24 protein-coding genes are annotated in these 22,901 nt (G+C 64.0%); all 24 read right to left on the minus strand.

Annotated features, from left to right (window positions below; all coding sequences use genetic code 11):
- Positions 1 to 142: 142 nt before the first annotated feature.
- Positions 143 to 1,786, minus strand: a complete 1,644-nt coding sequence (locus tag NKJ11_RS26860) for an MFS transporter (RefSeq protein ID WP_128303092.1) — start codon at positions 1,784 to 1,786, stop codon at positions 143 to 145.
- A gap of 229 nt (positions 1,787 to 2,015) precedes the next feature.
- Positions 2,016 to 2,282, minus strand: coding sequence for a flagellar biosynthesis protein FliQ (gene fliQ, locus NKJ11_RS26865; RefSeq protein ID WP_013529773.1), 267 nt, complete (start codon positions 2,280 to 2,282; stop codon positions 2,016 to 2,018).
- 24 nt (positions 2,283 to 2,306) lie between these two features.
- On the minus strand, positions 2,307 to 2,714 hold the full coding sequence (gene flgD / locus NKJ11_RS26870; protein WP_013529774.1) for a flagellar hook assembly protein FlgD: 408 nt from the start codon (positions 2,712 to 2,714) through the stop codon (positions 2,307 to 2,309).
- Positions 2,714 to 3,157 carry a flagellar biosynthesis repressor FlbT gene (flbT, locus tag NKJ11_RS26875; RefSeq protein ID WP_023810019.1) on the minus strand — a complete coding sequence of 148 codons (444 nt, stop codon included), beginning with the start codon at positions 3,155 to 3,157 and terminating at the stop codon, positions 2,714 to 2,716. Before flbT ends, flgD begins: the two co-directional genes overlap by 1 nt.
- Positions 3,154 to 3,501: a flagellar biosynthesis regulator FlaF gene (flaF, locus tag NKJ11_RS26880; protein ID WP_023810018.1), complete on the minus strand. Its 348-nt coding sequence runs from the start codon at positions 3,499 to 3,501 to the stop codon at positions 3,154 to 3,156. The genes flbT and flaF overlap by 4 nt, the downstream gene beginning before the upstream one ends.
- Positions 3,502 to 3,532: 31 nt before the next feature.
- Positions 3,533 to 4,576 (minus strand): flagellar hook-associated family protein, encoded by a 1,044-nt coding sequence (locus NKJ11_RS26885; protein WP_023810017.1) that lies wholly within the window; start codon positions 4,574 to 4,576, stop codon positions 3,533 to 3,535.
- A 4-nt stretch (positions 4,577 to 4,580) separates the two neighbouring features.
- Entirely contained in the window at positions 4,581 to 6,035 is a 1,455-nt protein-coding gene (flgK, locus tag NKJ11_RS26890) for a flagellar hook-associated protein FlgK (protein ID WP_128303090.1), read from the minus strand.
- A 27-nt stretch (positions 6,036 to 6,062) separates the two neighbouring features.
- The gene (locus tag NKJ11_RS26895) at positions 6,063 to 7,319 is read right to left on the minus strand and encodes a flagellar hook protein FlgE (protein ID WP_352613314.1); all 1,257 of its coding nucleotides are present in this window, start codon (positions 7,317 to 7,319) and stop codon (positions 6,063 to 6,065) included.
- A 79-nt stretch (positions 7,320 to 7,398) separates the two neighbouring features.
- Complete coding sequence (locus NKJ11_RS26900; RefSeq protein ID WP_013529780.1) at positions 7,399 to 8,067, minus strand: response regulator transcription factor; 669 nt, start codon at positions 8,065 to 8,067, stop codon at positions 7,399 to 7,401.
- 222 nt (positions 8,068 to 8,289) lie between these two features.
- Complete coding sequence (locus NKJ11_RS26905) at positions 8,290 to 8,877, minus strand: transglycosylase SLT domain-containing protein (RefSeq protein ID WP_050592657.1); 588 nt, start codon at positions 8,875 to 8,877, stop codon at positions 8,290 to 8,292.
- Positions 8,807 to 10,183, minus strand: a complete 1,377-nt coding sequence (gene fliK / locus NKJ11_RS26910) for a flagellar hook-length control protein FliK (RefSeq protein WP_352794699.1) — start codon at positions 10,181 to 10,183, stop codon at positions 8,807 to 8,809. The genes NKJ11_RS26905 and fliK overlap by 71 nt, the downstream gene beginning before the upstream one ends.
- Positions 10,180 to 11,559 (minus strand): MotC family chemotaxis protein, encoded by a 1,380-nt coding sequence (locus tag NKJ11_RS26915; RefSeq protein ID WP_352631636.1) that lies wholly within the window; start codon positions 11,557 to 11,559, stop codon positions 10,180 to 10,182. The genes fliK and NKJ11_RS26915 overlap by 4 nt, the downstream gene beginning before the upstream one ends.
- Positions 11,556 to 12,890 (minus strand): MotB family protein, encoded by a 1,335-nt coding sequence (locus tag NKJ11_RS26920; protein ID WP_352794700.1) that lies wholly within the window; start codon positions 12,888 to 12,890, stop codon positions 11,556 to 11,558. The genes NKJ11_RS26915 and NKJ11_RS26920 overlap by 4 nt, the downstream gene beginning before the upstream one ends.
- Positions 12,887 to 13,513 carry a hypothetical protein gene (locus NKJ11_RS26925; protein WP_352794701.1) on the minus strand — a complete coding sequence of 209 codons (627 nt, stop codon included), beginning with the start codon at positions 13,511 to 13,513 and terminating at the stop codon, positions 12,887 to 12,889. Before NKJ11_RS26925 ends, NKJ11_RS26920 begins: the two co-directional genes overlap by 4 nt.
- Before the next feature lie 3 nt (positions 13,514 to 13,516).
- Entirely contained in the window at positions 13,517 to 15,163 is a 1,647-nt protein-coding gene (fliF, locus tag NKJ11_RS26930; RefSeq protein WP_352775076.1) for a flagellar basal-body MS-ring/collar protein FliF, read from the minus strand.
- Between the two features lie 123 nt (positions 15,164 to 15,286).
- The gene (locus NKJ11_RS26935; protein WP_127290416.1) at positions 15,287 to 16,351 is read right to left on the minus strand and encodes a flagellin N-terminal helical domain-containing protein; all 1,065 of its coding nucleotides are present in this window, start codon (positions 16,349 to 16,351) and stop codon (positions 15,287 to 15,289) included.
- 267 nt (positions 16,352 to 16,618) lie between these two features.
- The gene (locus NKJ11_RS26940) at positions 16,619 to 17,605 is read right to left on the minus strand and encodes a flagellin N-terminal helical domain-containing protein (RefSeq protein WP_023810008.1); all 987 of its coding nucleotides are present in this window, start codon (positions 17,603 to 17,605) and stop codon (positions 16,619 to 16,621) included.
- Positions 17,606 to 17,803: 198 nt separating this feature from the next.
- Positions 17,804 to 18,535, minus strand: coding sequence for a flagellar type III secretion system pore protein FliP (gene fliP / locus NKJ11_RS26945; protein WP_128304917.1), 732 nt, complete (start codon positions 18,533 to 18,535; stop codon positions 17,804 to 17,806).
- Positions 18,532 to 19,026 carry a flagellar basal body-associated FliL family protein gene (locus NKJ11_RS26950; protein WP_352733656.1) on the minus strand — a complete coding sequence of 165 codons (495 nt, stop codon included), beginning with the start codon at positions 19,024 to 19,026 and terminating at the stop codon, positions 18,532 to 18,534. Before NKJ11_RS26950 ends, fliP begins: the two co-directional genes overlap by 4 nt.
- A 17-nt stretch (positions 19,027 to 19,043) precedes the next feature.
- Entirely contained in the window at positions 19,044 to 19,751 is a 708-nt protein-coding gene (gene flgH / locus NKJ11_RS26955) for a flagellar basal body L-ring protein FlgH (RefSeq protein WP_127257844.1), read from the minus strand.
- Positions 19,748 to 20,332 (minus strand): MotE family protein, encoded by a 585-nt coding sequence (locus NKJ11_RS26960; RefSeq protein ID WP_502905820.1) that lies wholly within the window; start codon positions 20,330 to 20,332, stop codon positions 19,748 to 19,750. Before NKJ11_RS26960 ends, flgH begins: the two co-directional genes overlap by 4 nt.
- Positions 20,333 to 20,341: 9 nt before the next feature.
- A complete protein-coding gene (locus NKJ11_RS26965; protein WP_023810004.1) occupies positions 20,342 to 21,583 on the minus strand; it encodes a flagellar basal body P-ring protein FlgI in 1,242 nt (413 codons plus the stop codon).
- Positions 21,580 to 22,107, minus strand: coding sequence for a flagellar basal body P-ring formation chaperone FlgA (gene flgA / locus NKJ11_RS26970; RefSeq protein WP_352613306.1), 528 nt, complete (start codon positions 22,105 to 22,107; stop codon positions 21,580 to 21,582). The genes NKJ11_RS26965 and flgA overlap by 4 nt, the downstream gene beginning before the upstream one ends.
- A gap of 3 nt (positions 22,108 to 22,110) precedes the next feature.
- Positions 22,111 to 22,899, minus strand: a complete 789-nt coding sequence (gene flgG / locus NKJ11_RS26975; protein WP_013529795.1) for a flagellar basal-body rod protein FlgG — start codon at positions 22,897 to 22,899, stop codon at positions 22,111 to 22,113.
- Positions 22,900 to 22,901: the final 2 nt, after the last annotated feature.

Here is a 22,901-nt window from a genome sequence, read left to right on the forward strand (position 1 = left end):
GCCAACCGCCGCTACTGCACGCTCACGAAGATCATTTGAAAGCGCTCGCGTCATCAGATGCTGGCCTCCAATCCAGCCAGCATCTTGAATCACAAACATCCGGCTTTGGGAATCCTACGATTCTCTCAAAATAGGAATCGCTCTAGTGCTCGATCGGTCCCTTGGCCATCACAAGCGCCGTGCCGGCGGTGGTCGGACGCTCGATCATACGCCGCACGCGCGGCGGTTCGTCGCCGCTGTGCAGGGCCCGCACGCGTTCGCCGATGACGGCGTCGGCATGGGTGATGCGTCCATTGTGCCTGATATATTCGATCCAGGTCGGCGTGTGATAATGCTCGATCCATACGGTGGGATTCTCGAGATCGCGTGCCAGCGTCCAGTTGCGGGCGCCGTCACGACGGCGGATGCGGCCGCGTTCGGCCATGATGGCGAGGAACTCCGGTTCGTCCTCGTGCCGGATCACATACTCGATCATGATGGCGATGGGACCACTGCGCGGCTTCAGGTCAAGCGCAAGGTGCGGTTCCTTGAAGCGATTGAGCGGGTCGAGGTTGAGCACCTGCTGTTGCGGCAGCGGGAGCAAAAGGCCGATGGCGCCGCCGGCCAGCATGGCGACGCTGGCTGCGATCAGCGCGGTTTCGGCGCCGTGCGCATCGGCGACGACACCCCAGATCCAGCTGCCGAGCGCGATGCCGCCGAAAGTCGCGGTCTGGTAGACCGACAGCACCCGGCCGACCACCCAGCGCGGCGTCGCCATCTGCACCGTGACGTTGAAATGCGAAAGCGCGATCACCCAGCAGGCGCCGCCGACAAGCAGGCCGAGCGACGTCTGCCAGGCATGCTGGCTGACGGCGGCATTGAAGGCGCAGACAGCGAAGCCGGCAAAAGCACAGCGCACCATCGTCTCGCTAGACAGCAACTGCCGCAGCCTGACGCTGATCAAGGCGCCGCCGACCGCGCCGATGCCGAAGGCGCCGAGCATGATGCCATAGGTCAGCGCATCGCCCTTGACGACATCGCGCGCCACCAGAGGCAGCAACGCAAGCACAGCGCCTGCACTGAAGCCGAACGCAGCTCCCCTGACCAGCACCTTGCCGATGTTGGGCGACATGGCGACATAGCGCAGGCCGGCGCCCATGGCGGCCCCCAGCGACTCGCGCGGCAAGGTCGACATGGGCACGTCCGGCTTCCAGCGCGCCAGCACGACGATCAGGCCGATATAGCTCACCGCGTTCGCCGCGAAGGCGGCCGCCGCACCGGCCGCGGCGACAATGATGCCGCCGATCGCCGGACCGACGCTGCGCGTCAGGTTAAAGCCCATCGAATTGAGGGCGACGGCCGCCGGCACCTTGTTGCGGGGTACGATATCGCCGACGGAGGCTTGCCATGACGGGCTGTTGAGCGCGGTGCCGCTGTCGATCAGGAAGGTGAAGGCAAGCAGCGTCCATGGCGTGATCAGGCCGGAATAAGTGAACACGGTCAGGAGCACCGACACCACCAGCATGAAGGTCTGGGCGACCAGCATCACCTTGCGCCGGTCGAAACTGTCGGCGATGGCGCCGGCTACGAGTGCAAACAGCATGATCGGCAAGGTGGTCGAAGCCTGGACCAGGGCCACCTGATAGGGCGAGGTGGCGATCGTGGTCATCATCCAGGCGGCGCCGACACCCTGGATCAGGCCACCGAAATTCGAGACGAGACTTGCGCCCCATACGGCGCGGAAAATGCCGTGACGGAAGGGCGCCAGCGCCGAGACGCTCTCGCTGTCCGGCTTTTCGTCAATCATTTGGGGTTCCTGCCATGTCGTGCCTGCTCGTCAGACAATCCGTTTGCGCAGACCGTTTGCCGAAAGTAGGGCATGGCGCCGCAAAGGGCAAAAAAGCTCATGGTCCAACAATGGGATAGAGGCGGTCCAGGCCTTGTCCGCCGTGGGTCCGGAGGTGCCGCGGGGATCGGCGGCTCTGTCTTCAGACAATTGCGAACGGCATGCCGCGGCACACCATCCTGGAACAGATTCAGAATCCGTTCTGGATGCGCTCGAAGATGACGTTGGTGAAGGCCGATATCTGGCTGCCGATGAAGGGGCCGGTCAGCGCCACCACCAGCATGATGGCGACGATTTTCGGCACAAAGGTCAAGGTGATCTCCTGCACCTGCGTCAGCGCCTGGATGAGGGCGATGCCGATGCCGACCACCATGGCGACCAGCACCACCGGAGCCGACGCGACGAGCACCGTCCACACCGCATACTGGACGATGTCGAGAGCGTCGGCCTCATTCATGGGACTGGCTCTCTGCCGAAAGCGTCAGCTTGCTGCCTTGACCGAAACTCCCGGACCGACCGCGACTTCGGTGCCGTTCTGCAGCACGGCGATGAGACCGTTGCTGGCGAGGCGCACCGAAGCCACGGTGCCTGTCGTCAGGCCGTCGGCGGAGGTTATCGAGCGCCCGATCAGTGCGTCGGCCTGCGACAGCGCCGAGGACTGCATGATCTGATTGAGCTTGGTGTTGGTCTGCACCGATTGCTCGACCTGAGAGAAGGTGGCGAGCTGGGCGACATATTGCGTCGAATCCATCGGCTTGGTTGGATCCTGGTTCTTCATCTCGGCGATCAGAAGCTTCAGGAACGACTGGTAGTCGACCGCTGTCTTCGAGGTCGACGCCGTGGCCTGATTGGCGCCGGTCGGAATCGTCGTCGTCATGTCCACGTTCATCAGTATCGTGCTCCCACAGCCAACGGGCGCTCGGCACCCGAAACATCGTCATTACCACCCAGCGCGCGGCGTTCGAGCGGATAAAGCGCGCGGATCGCCTTCAGCGCCTCGTAGATATGATCCTCGCCGACCATGCGGTCGATCTGTTTCAGCGCGCTGCAGATCTGGGTGTCCTCGAAGCTTGCCAGAAGCAGCGGCAGCGAACGGCGGAACATGTCGCGTGCGGCGGCGGCGCCGGCCGGGTTCATCAGCATGACCTGCAGGATGAAATAAAGCTGCTTGAGCGGCGTCGAGGCATCGTCGGCCTGAATCACGTGGCTTTCGAGCAGGAACTGGACGTCGTTCATCAATTCGACGGTGACCTTGCGGTCGACCCGGATGACGGCGCCGTTGATGTAGATCTTTTCGTTCGGCTTCAGCGATATCTTCAGCGTGTTGGTCATTGAATGCCGTCCCTGATGATCTGGGACACCTCGATCAACCCTTCGAAATTGTTGGTGCGGCCCTGACGGATGTCCTCCGCCTCGCGCAGCAGCCACAGGCCGATGGAAATGAGGTTGGCGCGCAGTTCCTTGGGCAGGGCGTTGTCGCTGGAGCCAAGATCCTCGACGAAGGCGGTCCAGACGCGGTTGGTGAAGTGAAGCGCCTCGATCGCCTCCATCGAATCGTGGCCGGCCGCTGCTGCCGCCGCCAGCATGTCGATCGAGCGGGTCAGAAGCTCCCGCTCGCGGTCCTTCGCGTCGGCAACGGAGTTGCTCTGGATGTCGGCGTAGGAGAATTGGTACATCGTTGGGGCTCTACCGTTCCGTTAAGCGTTGTCAGGTCAGGTAATTCAACAGGCTGAGCTGCTGCAGGCGTGCGGTCAACGCGAAAGACGTTTCGATGTGCTGTGTCAGGTCCGCGACCCGTGTCGCGGCTGCCGCCGGATCGACGGCTTCCAGATCGAGAATGTGCCGTTCGAAAAGGTCGACCTGCGTTTTCATCCGATCGTTGGCATCGGAAACCCGCTTCTGGACGATGCCGGTCTCGGATTGAAGCTGGCCAATGCCGCTCAGCGCTTCGCCAACCAATGTGGTCGAGCGGCTGACAACCGTATTCTTCGCCGCCTGGCTGATGTTGCTGGACATCAGGCTGCTGACCATGGCTGCCGCCATGGCGAGTTTCTGAATGCCATCGCTGTTGGCGCTGGTCGAAGTCGGTGTGGTTTCGTTGAGTGCGATGCGGCTGACGATCTGCTGGTCGGTGGCGTTCGACCAGTTGCCTTGCCAACCCGCGCCCGTGAACTGCGGCACGACATCATTGGTGATGAAATCGTCCATCTGGGCAGCCGTGATGTTGGCCGCTGCCGGGTCGTCCTGGGTGAAACCGAAATTGGTGAGGAAAGCGGTATCGAATGCAGCCTTGGCAGGAGAGCCGGCAGCGGTGAAATCGTTGATCGGCTTGACGTCTGTGTTGGTGCCGGCAAACAGATATTCACCATTAACGCTGGTGTTGAGGATCGAGGTCAGCTGCTGGATGGTCGCCTTGCCGGAGTCCCGGGTGAGGCTGTTGGACGAGTCGCTCGAGGAAGCGGTGGTCAGGGCGGACAGGAAGGTCTGCGCGGCGGTGGAGAGCTGACCAAGCGAGGTCTGCGTCGAGGAAAGCCGGGCGCCGACCAGGCCGTTGGAATCGATGATGACGTTGAGCCGGTCAAGATCGCGCTGGAAGGTGACGGCCTGGGTGGTGCGCCCACCGAGAGCCAGGCCGACGTCAGCGACCCGGCCCGTCGAGGATTCTTTGGTGGCTTTGACGAGTTCGGCCTGCATGCGCATCTGCTGGGAGCGCATGGCATTGGAGATTGCGGCCGAGGAGACTGAAGTCATGGAATTATCCCACCGCGTTGAGCAAGGCCGTCAACATGTCGTCGACGGTTTTCATCATCCGGGCTGATGCCTGGTAGGTGTGTTCGAGGTCGAGCAGCAGCGACATTTCCTGGTCGACATTGACCCCGGTCGCGTTGGACAGCGCCTCGGCGCTGCGCGATGCCAGTGCTTCCTTGGCGTCGGAGGCGGTCGAAGCCTGCTGGCGCACGCTCTCGAACCAACCGATCGAACTGGCGGCGTAGTCGGATACGCTGGAGGTTGCCGAAACGCCGGCGGCGGGGTCGAAAGTCATCGGCTGGTCGAGCCGGTCGCCATAGGCAACCAGAAGGGTGGAATAGGACGCGCCGCCGCCCGTGTTGGCGACATAGGCCGCACCGTTGGCACCGCCGTCGCGCAGCAGCGTCGGGTTGCCGCCGGTGCTCGGGTCCATCGCTGCATTGACGCTGATGGACGCGGCAAGGCCGGTGACCAGCGTGCCGGCGGCCGGCACGGCCGGCGCTCCCGACCAGGTGAACAGGCCGGCGGCATTGGCCATCGAGGGTGCGGTCTCGGCAAAAGCGGTGATCAGGCCACGCGCGGTCTCATCGAGCTGGCTCTGCATGGTCGAGGCGACGCCGTCGCGCAATTGCAGCAGGCCGGCAAGCGTGCCGCTGGCGCTGGTGTTGCCGCCGGCTCCCGCCGAGATCGGCACGTTGTCGATGTAAACGGCATTGCCGGCGGCACCCGCGGTATAGCCTGCCGACGCCGCGAAGGTGACCGTGCGCGGTATCGTCTCGAACAAAGTCGTGCCGTCACCGGTGGTGATGACCATGTCATTGTCGCCTCGCGTGAAGGTCGACACCGGGACATAGTTCGAAATCTTCTTCAAAAGCGCGTCGCGCTGGTCGAGCGCATCGGAAACGTCGGTGCCGGAACGGGTTCCGGACATGACCGCCGTGTTGGCATCCTGGAACTGGCTGAGCAGCGAGTTCAGGTCATCGACGGCGGTGGCGATCTGGCCGTCGGTCTGGGTGCGGAAATCCTGGACTGCCTTGGAGCCCTCATTGAGCGAGCGCACGACCTGCTTGGCGGCGTCGATGACCGAGGCGCCGAGGTTCTGGTTCGACGGCGAGGTGGCGTAGAGCTGCAGCGCCTGCTGCAGGTTGGCGATCGCGGTCGAGGGCGAGGACGCATTGTCGACGCCATTGACCGCAACGCCCAGCTGATCCATGCCGCTGTAGAGCGCGTTCTGCCCGCTCCAGGCCGACAGCGCGCCGAGATTCTGGCGAAACAAAAGCTCGTTGGCTGCGCGCTGGATATCGACCGAACGCGCGCCCGGCGCCGTGCTGGTGACGACGGCCTGACGCCGTGAATAGTCCGGGTTGGAGGCGTCGGCCACGTTGCGCGAGACAACGCTGGTCTGTCGCGCGGTGTTCATAAGCGCCGACTGGGCGATACTCAATGCGGTAGACAGTGACATGCGGGTCTTTCGCGGGCGACGCCCGTCTTATCTCTTCAGGTTGACAAGGACGTCCATCAGATCGGAACCGGTCTGGAAGACTTTCGAATTGGCGGTGTAGCTGCGCTGCGCCGCGATCATGTTGGTCAGCTCTTCGGCGATGTCGACGTTGGAATTCTCGAGCGCGCCGGAGATGATGGAGCCGAGCTTGCCTTCATTGGCAAAGCCGACACGAACCGCGCCGGACTCGGTGCCCTGCGAATAGACGTTGCCAGGCAGCGCGGTGAGCTGATCCGGGCTCTGTACGTCAGCCAGCGGGATCTTGTAGAGCGGCTTGGTGGAGCCGTCCTTGTACTGCGCGTAGATGGTGCCGTCCTTGCTGATCTGAACCTTGTCGATGGTGCTCGGCGCGTTGCCGTTGACCTGGGCGTCGGAAACCGTGAAGCCGGCGCCAAGCTGGGTCAGCGCAGACAGATCGAGCGAAAAGGCGGCGCCGTTGGGCACGGTGAGGGAGACGCTGTCGACGGCGCCGGTGAGCTTGCCAGTGGTGGCGTCGAACGTCAGGTTGGCCGAGCCCAGCGCGCCGCCGGTATAGGGGAATGCTGTCCCGGCCGTGGCCTGAGACTGATCGAAGACCGAGACCTGCCAGGTGCCGGCGCCGGTGTTGGTGAAATAGACGTCGAGCAGCTTCTTGTTGCCGAGATTGTCGTAGGCAACCATCGAGGATTTCGAGGTGTACTGCGCGCCGACAGCATTGGTGGTGGGCAGATTGCCGGCGGCGACCGGGGTCGCGCCGGCCGGCAGGTTGCCGGCATAGCTGCCCTCGGTGCTCGGCGTTGCGGTCATTCCCTGGTCGGAGATGACAACCGGGACCAACCCCTCGAAGCCATTGACCGTCGCTGCCGGTACGCCGTTGTCGTAGCTGTACGCCATCAGCTGGAAGCCGGCCGAGTTGACCAGTCTGCCTTGACCGTCGGGAACGAAAGCGCCGGCCCGGGTCAGGTAGGGGGTGCCGCTCGGATCCTGAACGACAAAGAAGCCATCGCCGCTGACGGCAAGGTCGGAAACCGAGGTCGTGTACTGAAGCACACCCGGATCGCTGACCGCCTGGCGGATCGTGGTGGTGACGCCGCCGGAATTATAGGCACCGCCGGTCGACGGCATGACCAGCGTCGAGAATTCGGCGGAGGACCGCTTGTAGCCGGTGGTGTCGGAATTGGCGATGTTGTCGGCGACCGTCGACAGGCGGTTTGCCTGGGCGTTCATGCCGGAGACGCCGGTCCGCATCATTCCGTAGAGGCTCATCGAAACGTCTCCGCTGTGTCCATGCTGCTGGCTACGAGGCTACGCATGTTTTCTTGCGCGAGGCTGGCGCGGCGCTGCATCAGAAGACGAGCCGGTAGCCGAGGAAACGCTTGGAATCGATCGGGTCGGTGCCCAGCTTCTCGCGCAGCTTCTTGCGCAGTTTGCTGATGTGGCTTTCCACCACGTTCTCCTCGACCTCTTCGTCGAAGATGCCGTAGATGGCATTGAAAACCTGGGTCTTGGTGACACGGCGCCCCCGATTGCTCGCCAGATATTCGAGGATGCGGCGCTCGCGGCGCGGCAGGGGGAGGGGCTGACCGTCGATCTCGGGGTCGCGGCCGTCCATGAAGATGCGCATGGCGCCGATCTCGGTGTAGGCGACGTCTTCCTGGGCGCGGCGGCGGATGGCGGTGATGCGGGCCAGAATCTCGCGGATATGGACGGGCTTGCGAATGACGTCGTCGACGCCGCTCTCGAACAACCGCAGCGTGTTCTCCAGCGAATGCTGTTCGCTGAGCGCAATGACCGGAGCGCCGGTGCGGTCGCGGATCTGGCGGGGAGAGATGGAACCTTCGCGGCAGTCGCCGATGAGGAAGGCCCGGACCGAGCGCAGATCGGTGTCCGCGGCCGAGTTCACCCACTCACCGAATTCGCCGGACGCAAAGCCTGCACAGGCGATGCCCTCACGATCGAAAAGTGAATTGTATCCCTCTGTTACGAGCTCGCGCTCGTCAACGATCACAATCATCGGCCCCGCCTTCCGAATCAAATCATTTGCCCCGTGAAGAGAGGCGTATCCGCTGGCGGGAATCCTGAACAACCGTCATTTCTTGTAGCTAGTTTCTTGGGAGTCTGGAATCGTACCGGTTGCATTAGCGGGCGGCCAGATGTGCTTTCGGCGGCAAGGTATGATCAAGTCAAACCAACAATTCGGGTTGTACGGTTGGTCTATTAGTAACGGGAAATGCGCTTACGGGTTGCAGAAGCCGCGGGCGTTCGCGGTCCATTTTCCAAAGCCGGTGGCGACCATGTTGGCAATGACGCGGCAGACATAGATCTTCTGCGCCGGGTCGTTGTCGGGACCGGCATGATAGCGGGCAACGGCCATCGACCAGGTCTCGTGACGGGCATGAAGGCTGGCCAGGAAGCGCGCCGCATAGTCGACGTTCTGGCGTGGGTCGAGCATGTCCTCGACGCTGCGAAAATGCGATGCGTGATAGTGGTGATTGATCTGCATGCAGCCCAGATCGATCAGGGTCTTGCCCTCGCGCCGGGCATTGGCGAAGGCGGCAAGGGCCTCGGTCCGGCTCCTCGGAAAGACTGCTTTTCCTTCTATATTCAAGGCATTGGGTTGAAGGCTGCCCTTGTTTCCGGTCTCCGTCAGGCCAACGGCATAGAGGATGCCGGCGGGCACGCCATAACGATCGGCGGCGCGCAGGATCTCCGGCTCGCAGGGGTTGGCCGCGGCTGCGGCGGCGTTTGCCGCGCTAGATAAAGATATCGCCGCCAGCGCGCTCGCGAGCAGGCGAAGTGCCGCGGCCGTAGTCCTGCGCGTCATCGTTGCGTTTCCCTGAGGATTGCTGGCCCGGTTGCTGGCCGCCGGCTCCACCATTGCCGCTGCCCGAATTCCCCGGTTGAAAGGATGCTGGATCGCGGCCTGTCGCCGCCGCCATAGGAGCGGTTGCATCCGTCCGGGTTGTAGCGGGAGCTGCTACCGAAGGTTGCAGTATCGTGACCTTGTCAACCTCGAAGCCGAGCCCCCGCAGTGACTTGACGATGGCCTCGCTGTCGGCGGACAGCCGACGATAAGCGTCGTGCGTTTCAGGCTTCAGCTCAATCGAAAGTTGTTCCCCGGAGAGGCGAAGATTGGCCGTCACCATGCCGAGTTCGGCGGGGTGGAGTTCGATCTTCAACACATGTGTCGGAACGGCAACAGAGCTGGCCAGATGGGTGGTCGTGGGTGAGGCTGAAAGCGCCTTTTGCGGCCCGGCGTCGGCGGCTATGGCGTTGATCACATTGAGGGCTGCCTGGCTGATGGGACTTTGCGGCGGTGCGGGGAAACTCCGTTCCGACACCACGTCGATGCGCGCAGTGGACAGGGACTGTTTTCCCGCTTCTGGACGCATCGAGGACTGGACATCCTCGATGCTCTTCATCGCATTCGCGGTGTGCTTCGACCGCACGCCGGGCACATCGGCGGCCGGTGCGTCCGACAGCTTCTGGGCCGCCGCTGCGGCGTCGCGTTTTGGCGCGCTGGAGGCAGCGCTCGGCGACTGACCGTCAAGCGCCGTCAAAGGTCCGTCGACGATCGACGCCTGCTCCGGCTTCGACATGGTTTCGAGTGCTTCGCGTCCGCCCGCGGCTTTTGGCCGGTAGGTCTTTGGCAGTGAAGCCTGCCCATCGAGCGCCGGGTCCGACGGATTCTCGCCGGTGGCCGTATTGCCCCCGGCTGCCTTGGCCGTTGTCGCGAAATGCCGCAGGTCATGAAACGCGATCAGCAGCGGCAGGTCGTCCTGAAGCGGCCCGGCATCCGGCGCCGTCTCTCCGGCGTCGGCCTTGTGCACCTTTGCTTCCAATTCGTCCTTGCCGGCTTTCACGCTTGCCACTTTGGCCGAGGTGGTCCTTCCGGGCTCGGCCGATGCCGGTTCGGCCTTGGCGTCATGCCCGGCAAGGCCGGCAGCGAGCTTGCTCCAGCGCTGGTCGCGCGATCCCGCCTCTGTCGACGGCTGCCGTTCCGGGCGGGCATCGTCGCGCAGCATCTTGCCGAAGCCGGCGTCATCGTTCCTGCCGTTCGCGGCAGGCTGCTCCGACGTCGCGCGCGTGGAGGCAAATCCTGGCAAGGCCGAGCCGAGGCTGGTGGTCATTTTGGGGCGGCTCCAAGCATCTGGTCGATCAGGTCGAGCTGTCGACGTGTTCTGGTCATGGCGGCGTCGGTCGGATCGGCGGGCTCTGGACCGGCTGCGGGTGACGGTGCCGACGCCGGCATGACAGTCGCAGGGTCGGCGGATGCCGCTGCTGCCATGTCCGGCGCATTGGCGGCTGGTCCGCCGGAGGCCGCGGTGACGGCGGGTTGCTCCGAGATGGCGCCTTCGACCGGTGGCAGGCCACTGTCATCGGCGCCTTGCGCCGTGGCGATCTCGGGCACCGGCTGCGCCGCGGCGGCAGGAACTGGGGCAGGCTTTTCCGCCGGAAGGGCGGTGGGCGGCGCGACGACCTCGCCGGCAATGGCCTGCGCGGCGTCGAGCAAAGCGCGGTCGCCCTCCGACAGCCGGCTGCGGTCGATCTTGCCGAGCTTGGCGCGAACGTCCTCGATTGTACCCGAGGTGACGGTGGAAAGGCTGGCATAGAGCAGGGCGCGTGGATCGTCCTGATTGGTGTTGCCGTCGCGGCCCTGTTCCGCCCGCGCCGAAGCGAAGGCCGACAAGTCGTTCAGGCCGTCTATCGCGGCTCGGCGGGCGATGCGCAGATAGATCACCTTCTCGCGCTCGGGATCCATCATCGAGGTGATGTCGCCCAGCTTGTCCTGGCTGATCGACATGTGCAGCGCGATGACGCCGGAGACGAAGGAGTCGGCGAACTGGCTGGCATAGGGCGAATAGAGATAGCGCTCGACATATTGGGTGGAAGCAAGGGCGAAGCGTGCCGCGTCGCCTTGCGCGACTGCAAGGCCAACCGAACGGCGAAGTGCCGCTTCCTCGACCAGCGTGCCGGGGCTGAGCAATCTTGCCTCGTCGAGCAGACGGAGTGCGGTCGCCGGTTGATCGCCGGCAAGCAGTGAGCCTTTGACCAGGGCGAGGAAGGCGCCGAGATCCGGAGGCAGCGCCATGGGATCGATCGGCCTCAAGGCTTCGATAGCCTCGCCGGGCCGGCCGTTGAGGTAATCAATCACGCCTTTGGCGATGGCAAGGCTTTGCGGGTCCGTCATAGCGCGCGACGTGGCCGCTTCGACGGTCACCGGGTTGCCGCCGCTCATGCCGTAGACAAGCAGAGCTCGAAAGTTCTTGGGATCCTTGTAGTCCTCGGCATTCGCCGCCCGCAGGCGCGCATCTGCCATCTCCAGCAGCTTGGCTTGCATCGGCAGGGCGGCATGATCGCCGGCGGCTATGCGGTCCTGGATGAGTTGCAGCGAGCGCACCAACTGATACGGCTGCAGCGTATCCTGGGCGAAACCGGTCGACGGGTGTCCGCCGGCCAGCAGCAACAGGCCAATCAACCGGCGGGTGACGGCCGCTCGCTTCATCCGCCGGTCGCCATCAGGATCTCGATGCGGCGGTTCGCGGCCGCCAATGGATCGGCTGCTATTTTCGGCTGGCGGTCGGCGAAGCCGGCGACCTCGGTGATGCGGCGTTCGTCGACGCCGCCGCGCACCAGCATGTAATAGGCGGAATGCGCGCGTGCCGTCGACAGCCGCCAATTGTCGTAGCTGTCGCTGCGGAACGGCCGGGCATCGGTGTGGCCGTTGATGCTGATGGTGCCCTTCTGGCTATTGATGATGCGGCCGATCTTCTCCATCGCCAGCACCAGTTCGCGTCTCGGCAACGCCGAGCCGACCTCGAACATGCCGAAGTCGAACTGGTCGGTGATCGAGATGATGACGCCCTTGTCGGTGGCTTCGACCGAGACGCCGTCGTGCAGCTTGTCGCCAGGCTTGAAAGCATCGGCCAACTGCCGCTTGACGTCGGCCGCTGCCTTCACGGCAGCCGCGGTTGGTGCCTTCTCGCCGATGTCGGGCTTGGTGGCGTTTTGCGTCGCGGCTTTCGCTCCGCCCGCGACCGTGGTGCCGTCCGGTTTGGTCTCGCCGGCCATTGCCGTGGCAGGGTTCGCGGCCTGCTTGCCGGTCGCGTCCTTAGCCAGCGGCTCGAGCGGTGCCGCGACAGGCGGCACGGCTTTGACTTTGAGCACTTGCGTTTCGGCGGTCTTGTCGCCGGGCTTGGCCGGATCGCCCTCGATCTTGGTGCGCTCGGCGCTGGCCTCGGCGCCGGGCGCCGCGACCTGCTGCGACCAGAAATCCGGCTCGAAGGGATCGCGGTAGGAGGCGCCACCGGAGGCGCCGGTAGCCGGTCCGGCAGCCTGCACGCCGCCGTCGCCTTTCTGGCTGACATTCTGCATGACGCCGGTATCCGCGGCGATTTCCGAAAGCACCGCGTAGGGGTCGGCGAAGAGATGATCGTCGGTGCGTTCCGCCTGCTGCGGCTCCTGCTTGTCCTGCTTGCGGTCCGACGCGCCCGCGCCGGCATTGCCGTTCTGTCCGGCTTTGCTGGTCGCCTCTTGCGGATCGTCGGCCGTCAGCCCCATGGCGCGCGGGCCGTCGCCGAGATCCTCCAGGCCCTTGCGGCTCGAATTGCGGTCGACCAGCTTGACCGGGTTGAAGTAGCTGGCGACGGCTGCCTTGGTCTGCTCGTTGGCGGCGTTGATCAGCCACATGACCAGGAAGAAGCACATCATGGCCGTCATGAAGTCGGCGAAGGCGATCTTCCAGACGCCGCCATGGTGGGCTTCGTCATGGTCGTCATGACTGCGCCGCACGATGATGATCTCGTGGCGGCCGTGATCGGCGTCGGCGACGCTCATGCCAGGACCTCCGAGAGGGTCGTCGACCATTCGGCCATGCGCGTCTCGAACACCGCCTCGTCGATGGCGACGGTCAGGTCGAAGCCTGGCGTCTCGACAAAATCGAGATTGGCGGCGCGGGGTCCGAGCGACGCCTTCAGTGTTTCGAACATCGAGAGCGGGCCGCGCACGACGATGCGCACCGCTTCGGCATCGCCAACCGCTTCGCGAACGGCGCCGGCCAACGCATCGATCGAACGTTTCTGCAGATCGTCGCTGACGATGCCGCCGATGATGCGGGCGACCGTGGCGGCGACAAGTCCGGTCACGCGCGCCTCCATCGCATCGATGCGAAACGAGACAGCCTTGCCGACATCGTCGCCGAGGCTTTCGAGAAATATCCTTGCTTCCTCGGCACTGGCCTGGCGTTCGGCTTCGAGCGCGGCGTCATGCGCAGCCGACAGGCGGACCTCCAGCGCTGCCTCCGCCTGGGCAACCGCCTCGGCGATCAGCGTGCCGATATCGGCTTGTGGCGCCGGCGTCTCGGGCTTGTGGTCGGGATCGACTGCTGCCCGGGGCTGGCCGGCGCGTTGCGCGCGCGTCCCGAAATCGGGCAGAAGGTCGAAGAGGGCTACGGAGGGCATGGTTTACACCGCCACTTCCTGGGCAGCCCATTTGCGCAGGATCTGCGCGGTGCGCTCCTCGTTGAGATCGACCATCCTGGCAAGCCTGTCCTGCGGCGCCGGCCGGATCTTCTGGCGAAGATCGTCGAGCGGCGTGGGGCCTGGGCGTGTGCCTGGCAAGGTCCCGATCGCGGCACTGTCGGTGGCCGCCATTGCCTCCGGCGTCGGCAGCGAGCGCTGGACGTCGTCGAAGCTGGGACCTGCCAGGGCCGGAGTAGCCTTTGCCGTCAGCGCCGCGGCCATCGGCCTCAGGCCGAAGAAGGCGACCAGGAACACCACGACGATGAAGGCACCGGCATTGATCATCGTGCCGGCATGCTGGCCGATAGAATCGAGCATTCCCGCCTGCGGGATCGCCTCGCCATCCAGGCCGTCGATGAACTCGACCGCCGAGACGTCGATGATGTCGCCGCGCTTTTCGTCCAGGCCGGTGGCGGACGTGACCATCTTCTGGATCTCGGCGACGCGCTTGGCGATCTGCTCCGGCGTGGCGTCCTTGCCGAGGATGGCCGTCAGCCGCTGCTGATTGACGACCACGGCAATCGACATCTTGGTGACGGTGTAACCGTTGGAGACCGTGGCGATCTTCTTGGAATTGATCTCGTAGTTGGTGATCTCTTCCCTGCGGTCGTTTTGCGAGGAGGATTGCGGACCATCGGTGGCGGTTGCCTGGGTCTCGGGCAGGTTCTGCTCGACGCTGGCCGGAGTGGAAGCCTGCTTCTGGTTGTTGTTCTCGTTGGCCCGCACCGACTGCACCGAGCGTTCGACGCGGGAATTCGGATCGAAGATGGTCTCTTCCGTCTGGCGGGTGTCGGTGTTGACCTCGGCCTTGACGCTGGCGCGGAAATTGTCGGGGCCGAGATAGGCCGTCAGCGCACGGCGGATGTTGTCTCCGATCTGCGCCTCGACGGTCTGCTCGACGCCGAGCGTGCGGGCGGCGCTGGTGTTGGAAGGGTCGTCGCCCGCGGCCAGCAGATTGCCGCTGGAATCGAGAACGGTCACCTTGTCGGCCGACAGGCCGGGAACGGCGGCGGCGACGAGATGGCGGATCGACATGGCGCTCTTCTCGGCGTCGATGCCGGCGTAGCGGATGACCACGGAAGCGGAGGGCTGCTGCTCGTCGCGGCGAAAATTGGCGCGTTCGGACATGACGATGTGGACCCGCGCAGCCTTGATGCCCGATATCGACTGGATGGTGCGGGCGATCTCGCCTTCAAGCGCGCGCACGCGGGTGATCTGCTGCATGAAGGAGGTGAGGCCGAGCGAGCCGACATTGTCGAACAATTCGTAGCCGGCATTGGCGCTGGTCGGCAGGCCCTTTTCGGCAAGCAGCATGCGGGCTTGAGCGGTGGTGCCGGCCGGCACCAGAACCGAGGTCCCATCGGCGCCGACATCGAAACCGATACCGGCTTCGCCCAGCACCAGGCCGATCTGGTTCACGTCGGCACGGTCTAGTCCCACATAGAGCGTGTCGTAGGCGGGGCGGTTGAGATAGACCGAGGCGATGCCGATTACGCCCATCACCAGAATGGCGATGCCCGCCAGCATGGCGAGGCGCTTCACGCCAAACCCGCGGAGATTCGAGATGATGCTCTGGATCTGTTCCGGCACGGTTCAACGACTCCCAGCATGATTGTCCGCTGGAACTCTAGTCTTCGAAGCTTGTGCGAAAATGAAATCGGGCCGCGCTTGCGGCGCGGCCCGATTATCTGATGGGAAGGTGGGCGCCCGTGATCAGCTCTTGAACAGTGACAGGATCGACTGCGAGGCGGCGTTGGCGATCGACAATGCCTGGATGCCGAGCTGCTGCTGCACCTGCAGGGCCTGGAGGCGGGTCGATTCCTTGTTCATGTCGGCATCGACGAGCTGGCCGACGCCGCGGTCGATGGAGTCCATCAAGCTCTGGGTAAAGGTCTTCTGCAGGTCGATGCTGCTCTTGGCCGAGCCGAGGATGGTGGCGGAGTCGGTCAGTTGAGCCATGACCTTGTCCATCCTGGTTACCATCTGCGTGATGATGTCGTCGGTTACCCCTGGGGCCGTGATGTCGAGGTTATAGGCGGAAATATTGTCGACCTTGGCGACCGCTCCCGCCGCCGTCTGGCCGGCGGTGTTCGCGGCGATATCCGTTCCTCCGCCCGCGATCACGCCAGCATAGGCGTTATCGTACAGGGTCTGGGCGGCGCCCGTGGAATAGATGGAGGTTTTGCGATCGAGGGTTCCGGAATTCTTGACCTCGGCGGCGAGGCCGTAGTCGAAAAGCTTGGTGCCCTCGACATCGATGTTGATCGTTCCGATCGACACTGCGCCGGATGAGGAGCGATTGAATGAGGACACGATCTGCGAGTCGGGCTGAACGCCATCATTGGGGGCGGCAGTCTGCTTGGAGGTCACCGCCAGGAAATTCGAGCCGGAGAAGGTCGCCGCATCGGCAAACGACTTCATCTGCGTCTGAAGCGCCTTGATCTCGGTCTGGGTTTTTGCCTTGGCGGCATCCGTCTGACCGACCATGGACAGCACCTTGGTCTTGATCTGCCCGATCGTTGTCAGCACATTGTTCATGCCGGTGTAAGCGGCGTCGACCTTCGAGGCGCCGAGGCCGAGTGCATCCTGCACGGTCGACAGGGCCGCGTTGTCGGAGCGCATCGTGGTGGCGATCGACCAGTAGGCGGCGTTGTCCGAGGCCTGCGAGACCCGGTAACCGGTCGATATGCGGGCCTGCGTCTGTTCAAGCGACTTGTTGGTGGCGCTGAGGCTTTGAAGTGCGGTTAACGCCGAAGCGTTGGTCATGATGCTCGCCAAGAAAGTCGCTCCTTCTCAAAAGCCGACATGCTCAGACATGCCGGATGGGCCTGTTCAACGGGTGGCATCGTGCCGGTCGGACCGATTCGCCAACTGTCGTAAGCTATTGGTTAACCATAACTAGCGCGGCATGGTTAACAGCCTGTTAAAAGCTGGCTTTTGAGAGTTAAGCATCGAGGGTTGCGTGGGGCTGGAGCAAAACGCAGATCGGGCCGCGCTTTTGGCGCGGCCCGATTTTTAGTGCGAACTGTGGTTGAGCGAAGGCGATTAGCCGCGGAAGAGCGACAGGATCGACTGCGACGAACCGTTGGCGATCGACAGCGCCTGGATGCCGAGCTGCTGCTGGACCTGCAGGGCCTGCAGACGGGTCGATTCCTTGTTCATGTCCGCATCGACGAGCTGGCCGACACCGCGATCGATGGAGTCCATCAGGTTCGAGGTGAAGGTCTTCTGCAGGTCGATACTGCTCTTGGCGGCGCCGAGCGTGGTGGCGGCGTTGGTCATGGCCTTGAGCGCGGCGTCGACGACGTTCATCTGCTGCGCGATCTGGCTATCGCTGGCAGCCGTGCCACCCGAAAAGATAGTGAGCGAGGCAACCGAATAGGTGTCGGTTGCCGCTGCTGCAGCACCCAGGGTGGGGTTCGAGGCCGTGGCAACAGCAGCGCCCGTGGTGCCGAGGCGAGCCGTGTCGAGAATACCCTTGGCGGTTGGTGCCGCGCCGGCATCGTACAGCTTGATGCTTTCCACATTGACATCGATCGTCGAGATCGAAGCCGCGCCGGTCGCGTCGCGGTTGAAGGCCGAAACAATCTTCACGTCGGCCGCGGTGCCTGTCGCAGTGGACACCGAAAGCATGTTGGTGCCGGAGAAGGTGGCGCCATCGGCGTAGGCCTTCAACTGGTTCTGAAGGGCGGCGATTTCGACCTGGGTCTTTTCCTTGGAGGCGTCCGTCTGGCCGTAGGACGCGACCAGCTTGGTCTTGATCTGGTTGATGGTATCGATCGCGCTACTCATGCCGGTATAGGCTGTGTCGACCTTGGAGGCGCCGAGGCCGAGAGCGTCCGAAACGGTGGACATTGCCTGGTTGTCGGAGCGCATCGTGGTGGCGATCGACCAGTAGGCGGCGTTGTCCGAAGCCTGCGAGACCTTGTAGCCGGTCGAGATGCGGGCCTGGGTGTCGGTGAGGGATTTGCTGGTGGCGTTGAGGCTCTGCAGGGCCGTCAATGCGGCGCTGTTCGTCATGATGCTGGACATGGTACTCGTACCTTGATTTTACAGGTATTTTTTACATACCGGCTCTACCGGTATGACGGTGCGGCATCATGCCCATGATCTCTCAAAATCGATCACCCGCCATCTGCGAGCGAATATGCGGGCAAGTCCCTACCAAAGGGCTAAACCGGACGGTTAATCGAAAATATATTGCTGGGATTTCGAGCCGGCGCGGCAGGATCAGTTGAAGGAGCGCACCAGGCTGCCGACAAGCAGGTTCCAGCCGTCGATCAGGACGAAGAACAGGATCTTGAACGGCAGCGACACCACTGTCGGCGGCAGCATCATCATGCCCATCGCCATGGTGATCGTGGCCACGATCAGGTCGATGACCAGGAATGGCAGCACGATCAGGAAGCCGATCTCGAAACCGCGCCGGATCTCCGAGATCATGAAGGCCGGCACCAGGATGCGCAGGTCGACGGTGTCACGCGAAACGGTCTGGCCGCGCTCGCGGGCGAGGTCGGCGAAGAGGTCGAAATCTTTGTCACGCACATTGTGCAGCATGAAGGTGCGGAACGGGTCCGAAATCTTGTCGAAGGCTTCGGTCTGGGTGATCTGGTTGTCCATCAGCGGCTTGACGCCGGTGTTCCAGGCCTGATCGAAGGTCGGCGCCATGACATAGAAGGTCATGAACAGCGACAGCGAAATCAGGATGAGGTTTGCCGGTGTCGACTGCAGGCCGATGCCGGCGCGCAGGATCGAGAAGGCGATGACGAAACGGGTGAAGCTGGTCACCATGATCAGCAGGCCTGGCGCCACCGACAGAACGGTCAGCAGGCCGAACATCTGGATGATGTAGCCGACGGTGGTGCCGTCAGCCTTGCCGATGCCGCCGAGATCGAGTTGCTGGGCCGCCGCGATGGAGGTGGCGGCGGCGATCATGGCCGTGGCGAGAAGGAGTTTTCTCATTCGAGCAGCAATGTCCTGATGAGTACCTGTTTGGCGTGACCCTGGCTGCGGATCGCGGCGCGGTCTTCGAGGTCGGCCTTCAGGTGCTGGTAGCCGCTGGCGCCCTCGATCTGATGCATCTTCAACGTGCGCACCAGGGCCAGAAGGTCCTGGTGGATGTCATCCGACATTGCCTGTGGCTGCGGCGCGTCATAGACGATGGACACCTCCATCCTGATCCAGGTGCCGGCAGGCGAGGCGATGTTGGTGGTGATCGGCGCCAGCACGACAAGCATCGGGCCCAGGCCTGGCTGCTCGGCCGCGGCGGGCTGCATGATCTTGCCTTCGTTCTCAGGCGCGACCGGTACCGAAGCCGGTGCGCCAACGCCTTTGAGATAACCGCCGGACATCCAGCCCATGCCAATGGCGGCCGCCGTCACAAGCAGCAGCAGGCCGGCCTGGATGGCAGGGGAGGGACCCTTGCGTGGCTGAACCTGTTCGATATTTGCCACGGCGCCCTGCTCCGATCCTAGAACGGAAGAACCTGGTCGAGAATCTGCTGGCCGTAGGCAGGCTGCTGGACCTCGGTGATGCGACCGCGTCCGCCGTAGGAGATGCGGGCCTCGGCGATGCGTTCGTAGGGGATGGTGTTTTCGGCGCCGATATCGGCCGGCCGCACGATGCCGGCGAGCGTCAGCACCCTGAGCTCGGCGTTGACGCGCACTTCCTGCGATCCGGTGATCATCAGATTGCCGTTGGGCAGCACATCGGTGACGATCGCCGCGACATTGAGCTCAAGCGTCTCCGAGCGCTTGATCTCGCCGTCGGCAGTCGTGTCCGTGGTGGAGCTGAGAGCCCCAGCGCCCTTGCCGGCGGTGCTCCACTTGTCCCACTGCGCGCTGAGGTCGTAACCGAGCTTGCGATTGGCGGTGCGGCTCCTGTCGTTCTGGTTCTTGAAGTTGGCCCGATCGTTGATCTTGATCTTGACCGTCAGGATGTCGCCCTGGGACAGCGCCCGCGGGTCGGTGAACAGCCGGCTCTGGCGGTCGTCCCACAACGAGAATTTCTTGACCGGCGCGGGCGGCGTTTGCGGATAGCGATAGAGGGAGCCGGTGCTGCCGCCATCGATGCCGGAGCCGACCGGGGACAGAGCCGGCTCCCTGCCGACCTCCTTGAGGTTGGTTCCGCAACCCGACAGCATGGTGACCGCGCACAGGACAAGCATTTTCCGGATCATGACGGATCTACCCTTCGGGCTGCGCTGGCCATAATGCCGGTGAGCGTCGCCGCCGCCTTCTGGTCCATTTCGTTGAGGATGACGCTCGCCTTGCGTGAATCGAGCTTCATCAATATGGCCGCAGCCAGATCGGCGTTGACGATGGCCAGCCGCTCGGCGGCGGCGTCGGGTTTCATACCGGCGTAGATCTGGACGACGCCGTCCTCGGCCCGGGCCAGGAAAACCTCGCGCCGCTTCAGCCAGGTCTCGTATTCAGCTTTCTTTGCATCGAGAGCTTTCATGCGCTCGTCAATGCCGGCCTGGAGCTGCTTCAGTTCCTCCGCCTGCAGGACATAGCGGCGGTCGCGGGCGGCGTCGGCGATGTTTGAGCAGAAGCGCTCGATCTCGCTTTGGTCCGGCGCCTTTTCCCGTGTCAATTGCCGCGGCGCCGCTGCCACCGGTGCCCCCGGCAGGACCTGGCGGACCGTCTCCTCGCCGCGTGCGGTGTCGCCGGCAAAGGGCAGAGCCGCGAGAATAGCGGTCGCGAGCAGGATCGCGGCTTTGCGGTGTCTGCCGTCATGGCGTGGGAAGGAGCGCGTCATCGGCATCGCCTATTGCAGAACCAGGTCGGCCTGCAGGGCCCCGGCCGACTTGATGCCCTGCAAAATGGCGATGATGCCGTCCGGCTTGACCCCGAGGCGGTTGAGGCCGGAAACGAGGGTTTGGAGATCGGGTCCGTCAAGCACGGCAACGCGGGCGTCGGGCCGGCTGGCGTCGATGGCGGTGAACGGTTCGATGGCGGTCTCGCCCTTGGAGAAGGGCTCGGGCTGGACGACGCGCGGCGCTTCGGTGATGCGCACGGTGAGCGTGCCGTGGCTGATGGCGACCCGCGAGATCTTGACGTCATTGCCGATGACGATGGTGCCGGTGCGCTCGTCGATGACGACACGAGCCGGCGTGTCGGATTCGACCACCAAATTCTCGATTTCGGCATAGAAGCGCGCCGCCGAGACACCCTTCGGCCTTCTGATCTGAACGGTGCGCGAATCGCGCTCTGCCGCCACCCGCATGCCGAAGCGTTGGCCGGTGTAATCGTTGATGGCGTCCGCGATGCGGATAGCGGTCGAGAAATCGGGATTGCGCAGTTGCAGCGTCAGGATCGCCTGATCGTCGAACTCGGCCTGGACAGCACGCTCGACGATGGCGCCGTTCGGCACGCGGCCGGAGGTCGGCACGCCTTGCGTCAGTTGCTCGGCCTGTCCCTGGGCGGTAAAGCCGGACACGATGACCGAGCCCTGGCCGACGGCATAGATCTCGCCGTCCGCCGCCTTCAGCGGCGTCATGATCAGCGTGCCGCCGGAAAGCGAGGTCGCGTCGCCCATCGAGGAGACGTCGATGTCGATGCGGGCGCCCGACTGCACGTAGGGCGGCATGTTGGCGGTGACGATGACGGCGGCGACATTCTTGGCACGTGCACTGCCGCCTTCGGTGGCGATGCCGAGGTTTTCGAGCATCGCGCGGATAGACTGTTCGGTAAATGGCGAGTTGCGCAGGCTGTCGCCCGATCCGGCAAGGCCGATGACCAGGCCGTAGCCGACGAGCTGATTGTCGCGCGAACTCTGCAGCTGGGCGATGTCCTTGATGCGCGAGGCGACCTGGCCCGGCGGCAGCGAACTCGGCCCGGTCGAAACCCGGAACATGCGGCTGGTGGTGGCCGGATCATATTCGGGATCGTTGTAGACGCCGCCATTCTTGGCGGCGAGCTCACGCTTGGCCTTCGGCGTCAAGCCGTCGGCCAGCGCCGGCTGCAGGCCAAGCACGGCTGCCAGTATCAGGGTAAGCCCGCGCATCATGAAGCGCTGACCTGGATGGTTCCATCCGCCATCACGGTGCCGGACAGGACTTTGCCGCTGTCGATGTTGCGAACCTTGACGAGGTCGCCCGCGGCTCCCGGCTGCAGCGTCACGGCGGTGGCCGAGATCGTCAGCCCGCCGGCGATGAAGAAGATCTGCACGGAAGCACCCTGTTCGACCAGCCAGGCCTCGCGGATCGCGGTGGAGGGAATGTAGCGGCCGGGCAGCAGCGTGCGCTTGGCAACCTTGCCATCCAGTTCCTCGACCCGTGTGGCGACCGCCTCCGGCTTGTGCTTGCCGACGATAAGGGTGACCTGTTTCAGGGCAGCCAGGTTGATGGTCTCGCCGGGATAGATAACCCGGCTCGGAATAAGCACCACCTCGCCGACAGCTTGATTGCTGGCGATCTGGGTGGCCGATTGGTTGGCCGACTCCTGGGCAAAAGCCGGCAGGCCGCCGGTCACCAGCGCAAGGACGAGCGCGGTGCGGCGGAATGCGGACAGGAGGCCGGGCGTCGACATCATGCTTTACCTGATGTTCTTGGAGACCACGGAGGCCATGTCGTCGGCGGCCTGGATGACCTTGGAGTTCATCTCATAGGCGCGCTGCGCCGAGATCAGCTCGGTGATTTCCTTGACCGGGTCGACGTTGGAGGCTTCGAGATAGCCCTGCTGGATGGTGGCAAAGCCGGGATCGCCAGGCACGCCGACATTGGCTGGCCCCGAAGCCGTGGTTTCCTGGAACAGATTGTCGCCGAGCGGCGCCAGGCCGGCCTCGTTGGCGAAATTGGCGATCTGAAGCTGACCGAGGTTCTGCAGGTCGGTCTGGCCGTCGATGCGGGCGAAGACCTGGCCGGTCTTGTTGACGATGACCTCGACGGCATCCACGGGGACATTGATTGCCGGAATGACGGCAGCGCCGTCGACCGTCACCAACTGGCCGGTGGCGTTGGTGTTGAGAGCTCCGGCGCGGCTGTAGAGCGTGCCGCCGTCGGCACCCTCGATCTGAAACCAGCCCCTGCCGGTCAGCGCCAGGTCGAAACTGTTGCCGGTGCTGGTCAGTTCGCCCTGGGTGTGCACGTTGCGCACGGCCGTCGTCTTGACGCCGAGGCCGATCGAGACGCCCTCCGGCACCAGCGAGGCGTTGGAGCGGTTGGGCACGCCTTGCGTGCGGTCGACCTGATAGAGCAGGTCGGAGAATTCGGCACGGGCGCGCTTGTAGCCGGTGGTGTTGATGTTGGCGATGTTGTTGGCGATGACTTCCAGATTTGTCTGCTGGGCATTCATGCCGGTGGCGGCGATGGCGAGTGCTTTCATGG

The sequence above is a fragment of the Mesorhizobium sp. M0243 genome (assembly GCF_040321775.1).
Taxonomy (GTDB): Bacteria; Pseudomonadota; Alphaproteobacteria; order Rhizobiales; family Rhizobiaceae; genus Mesorhizobium.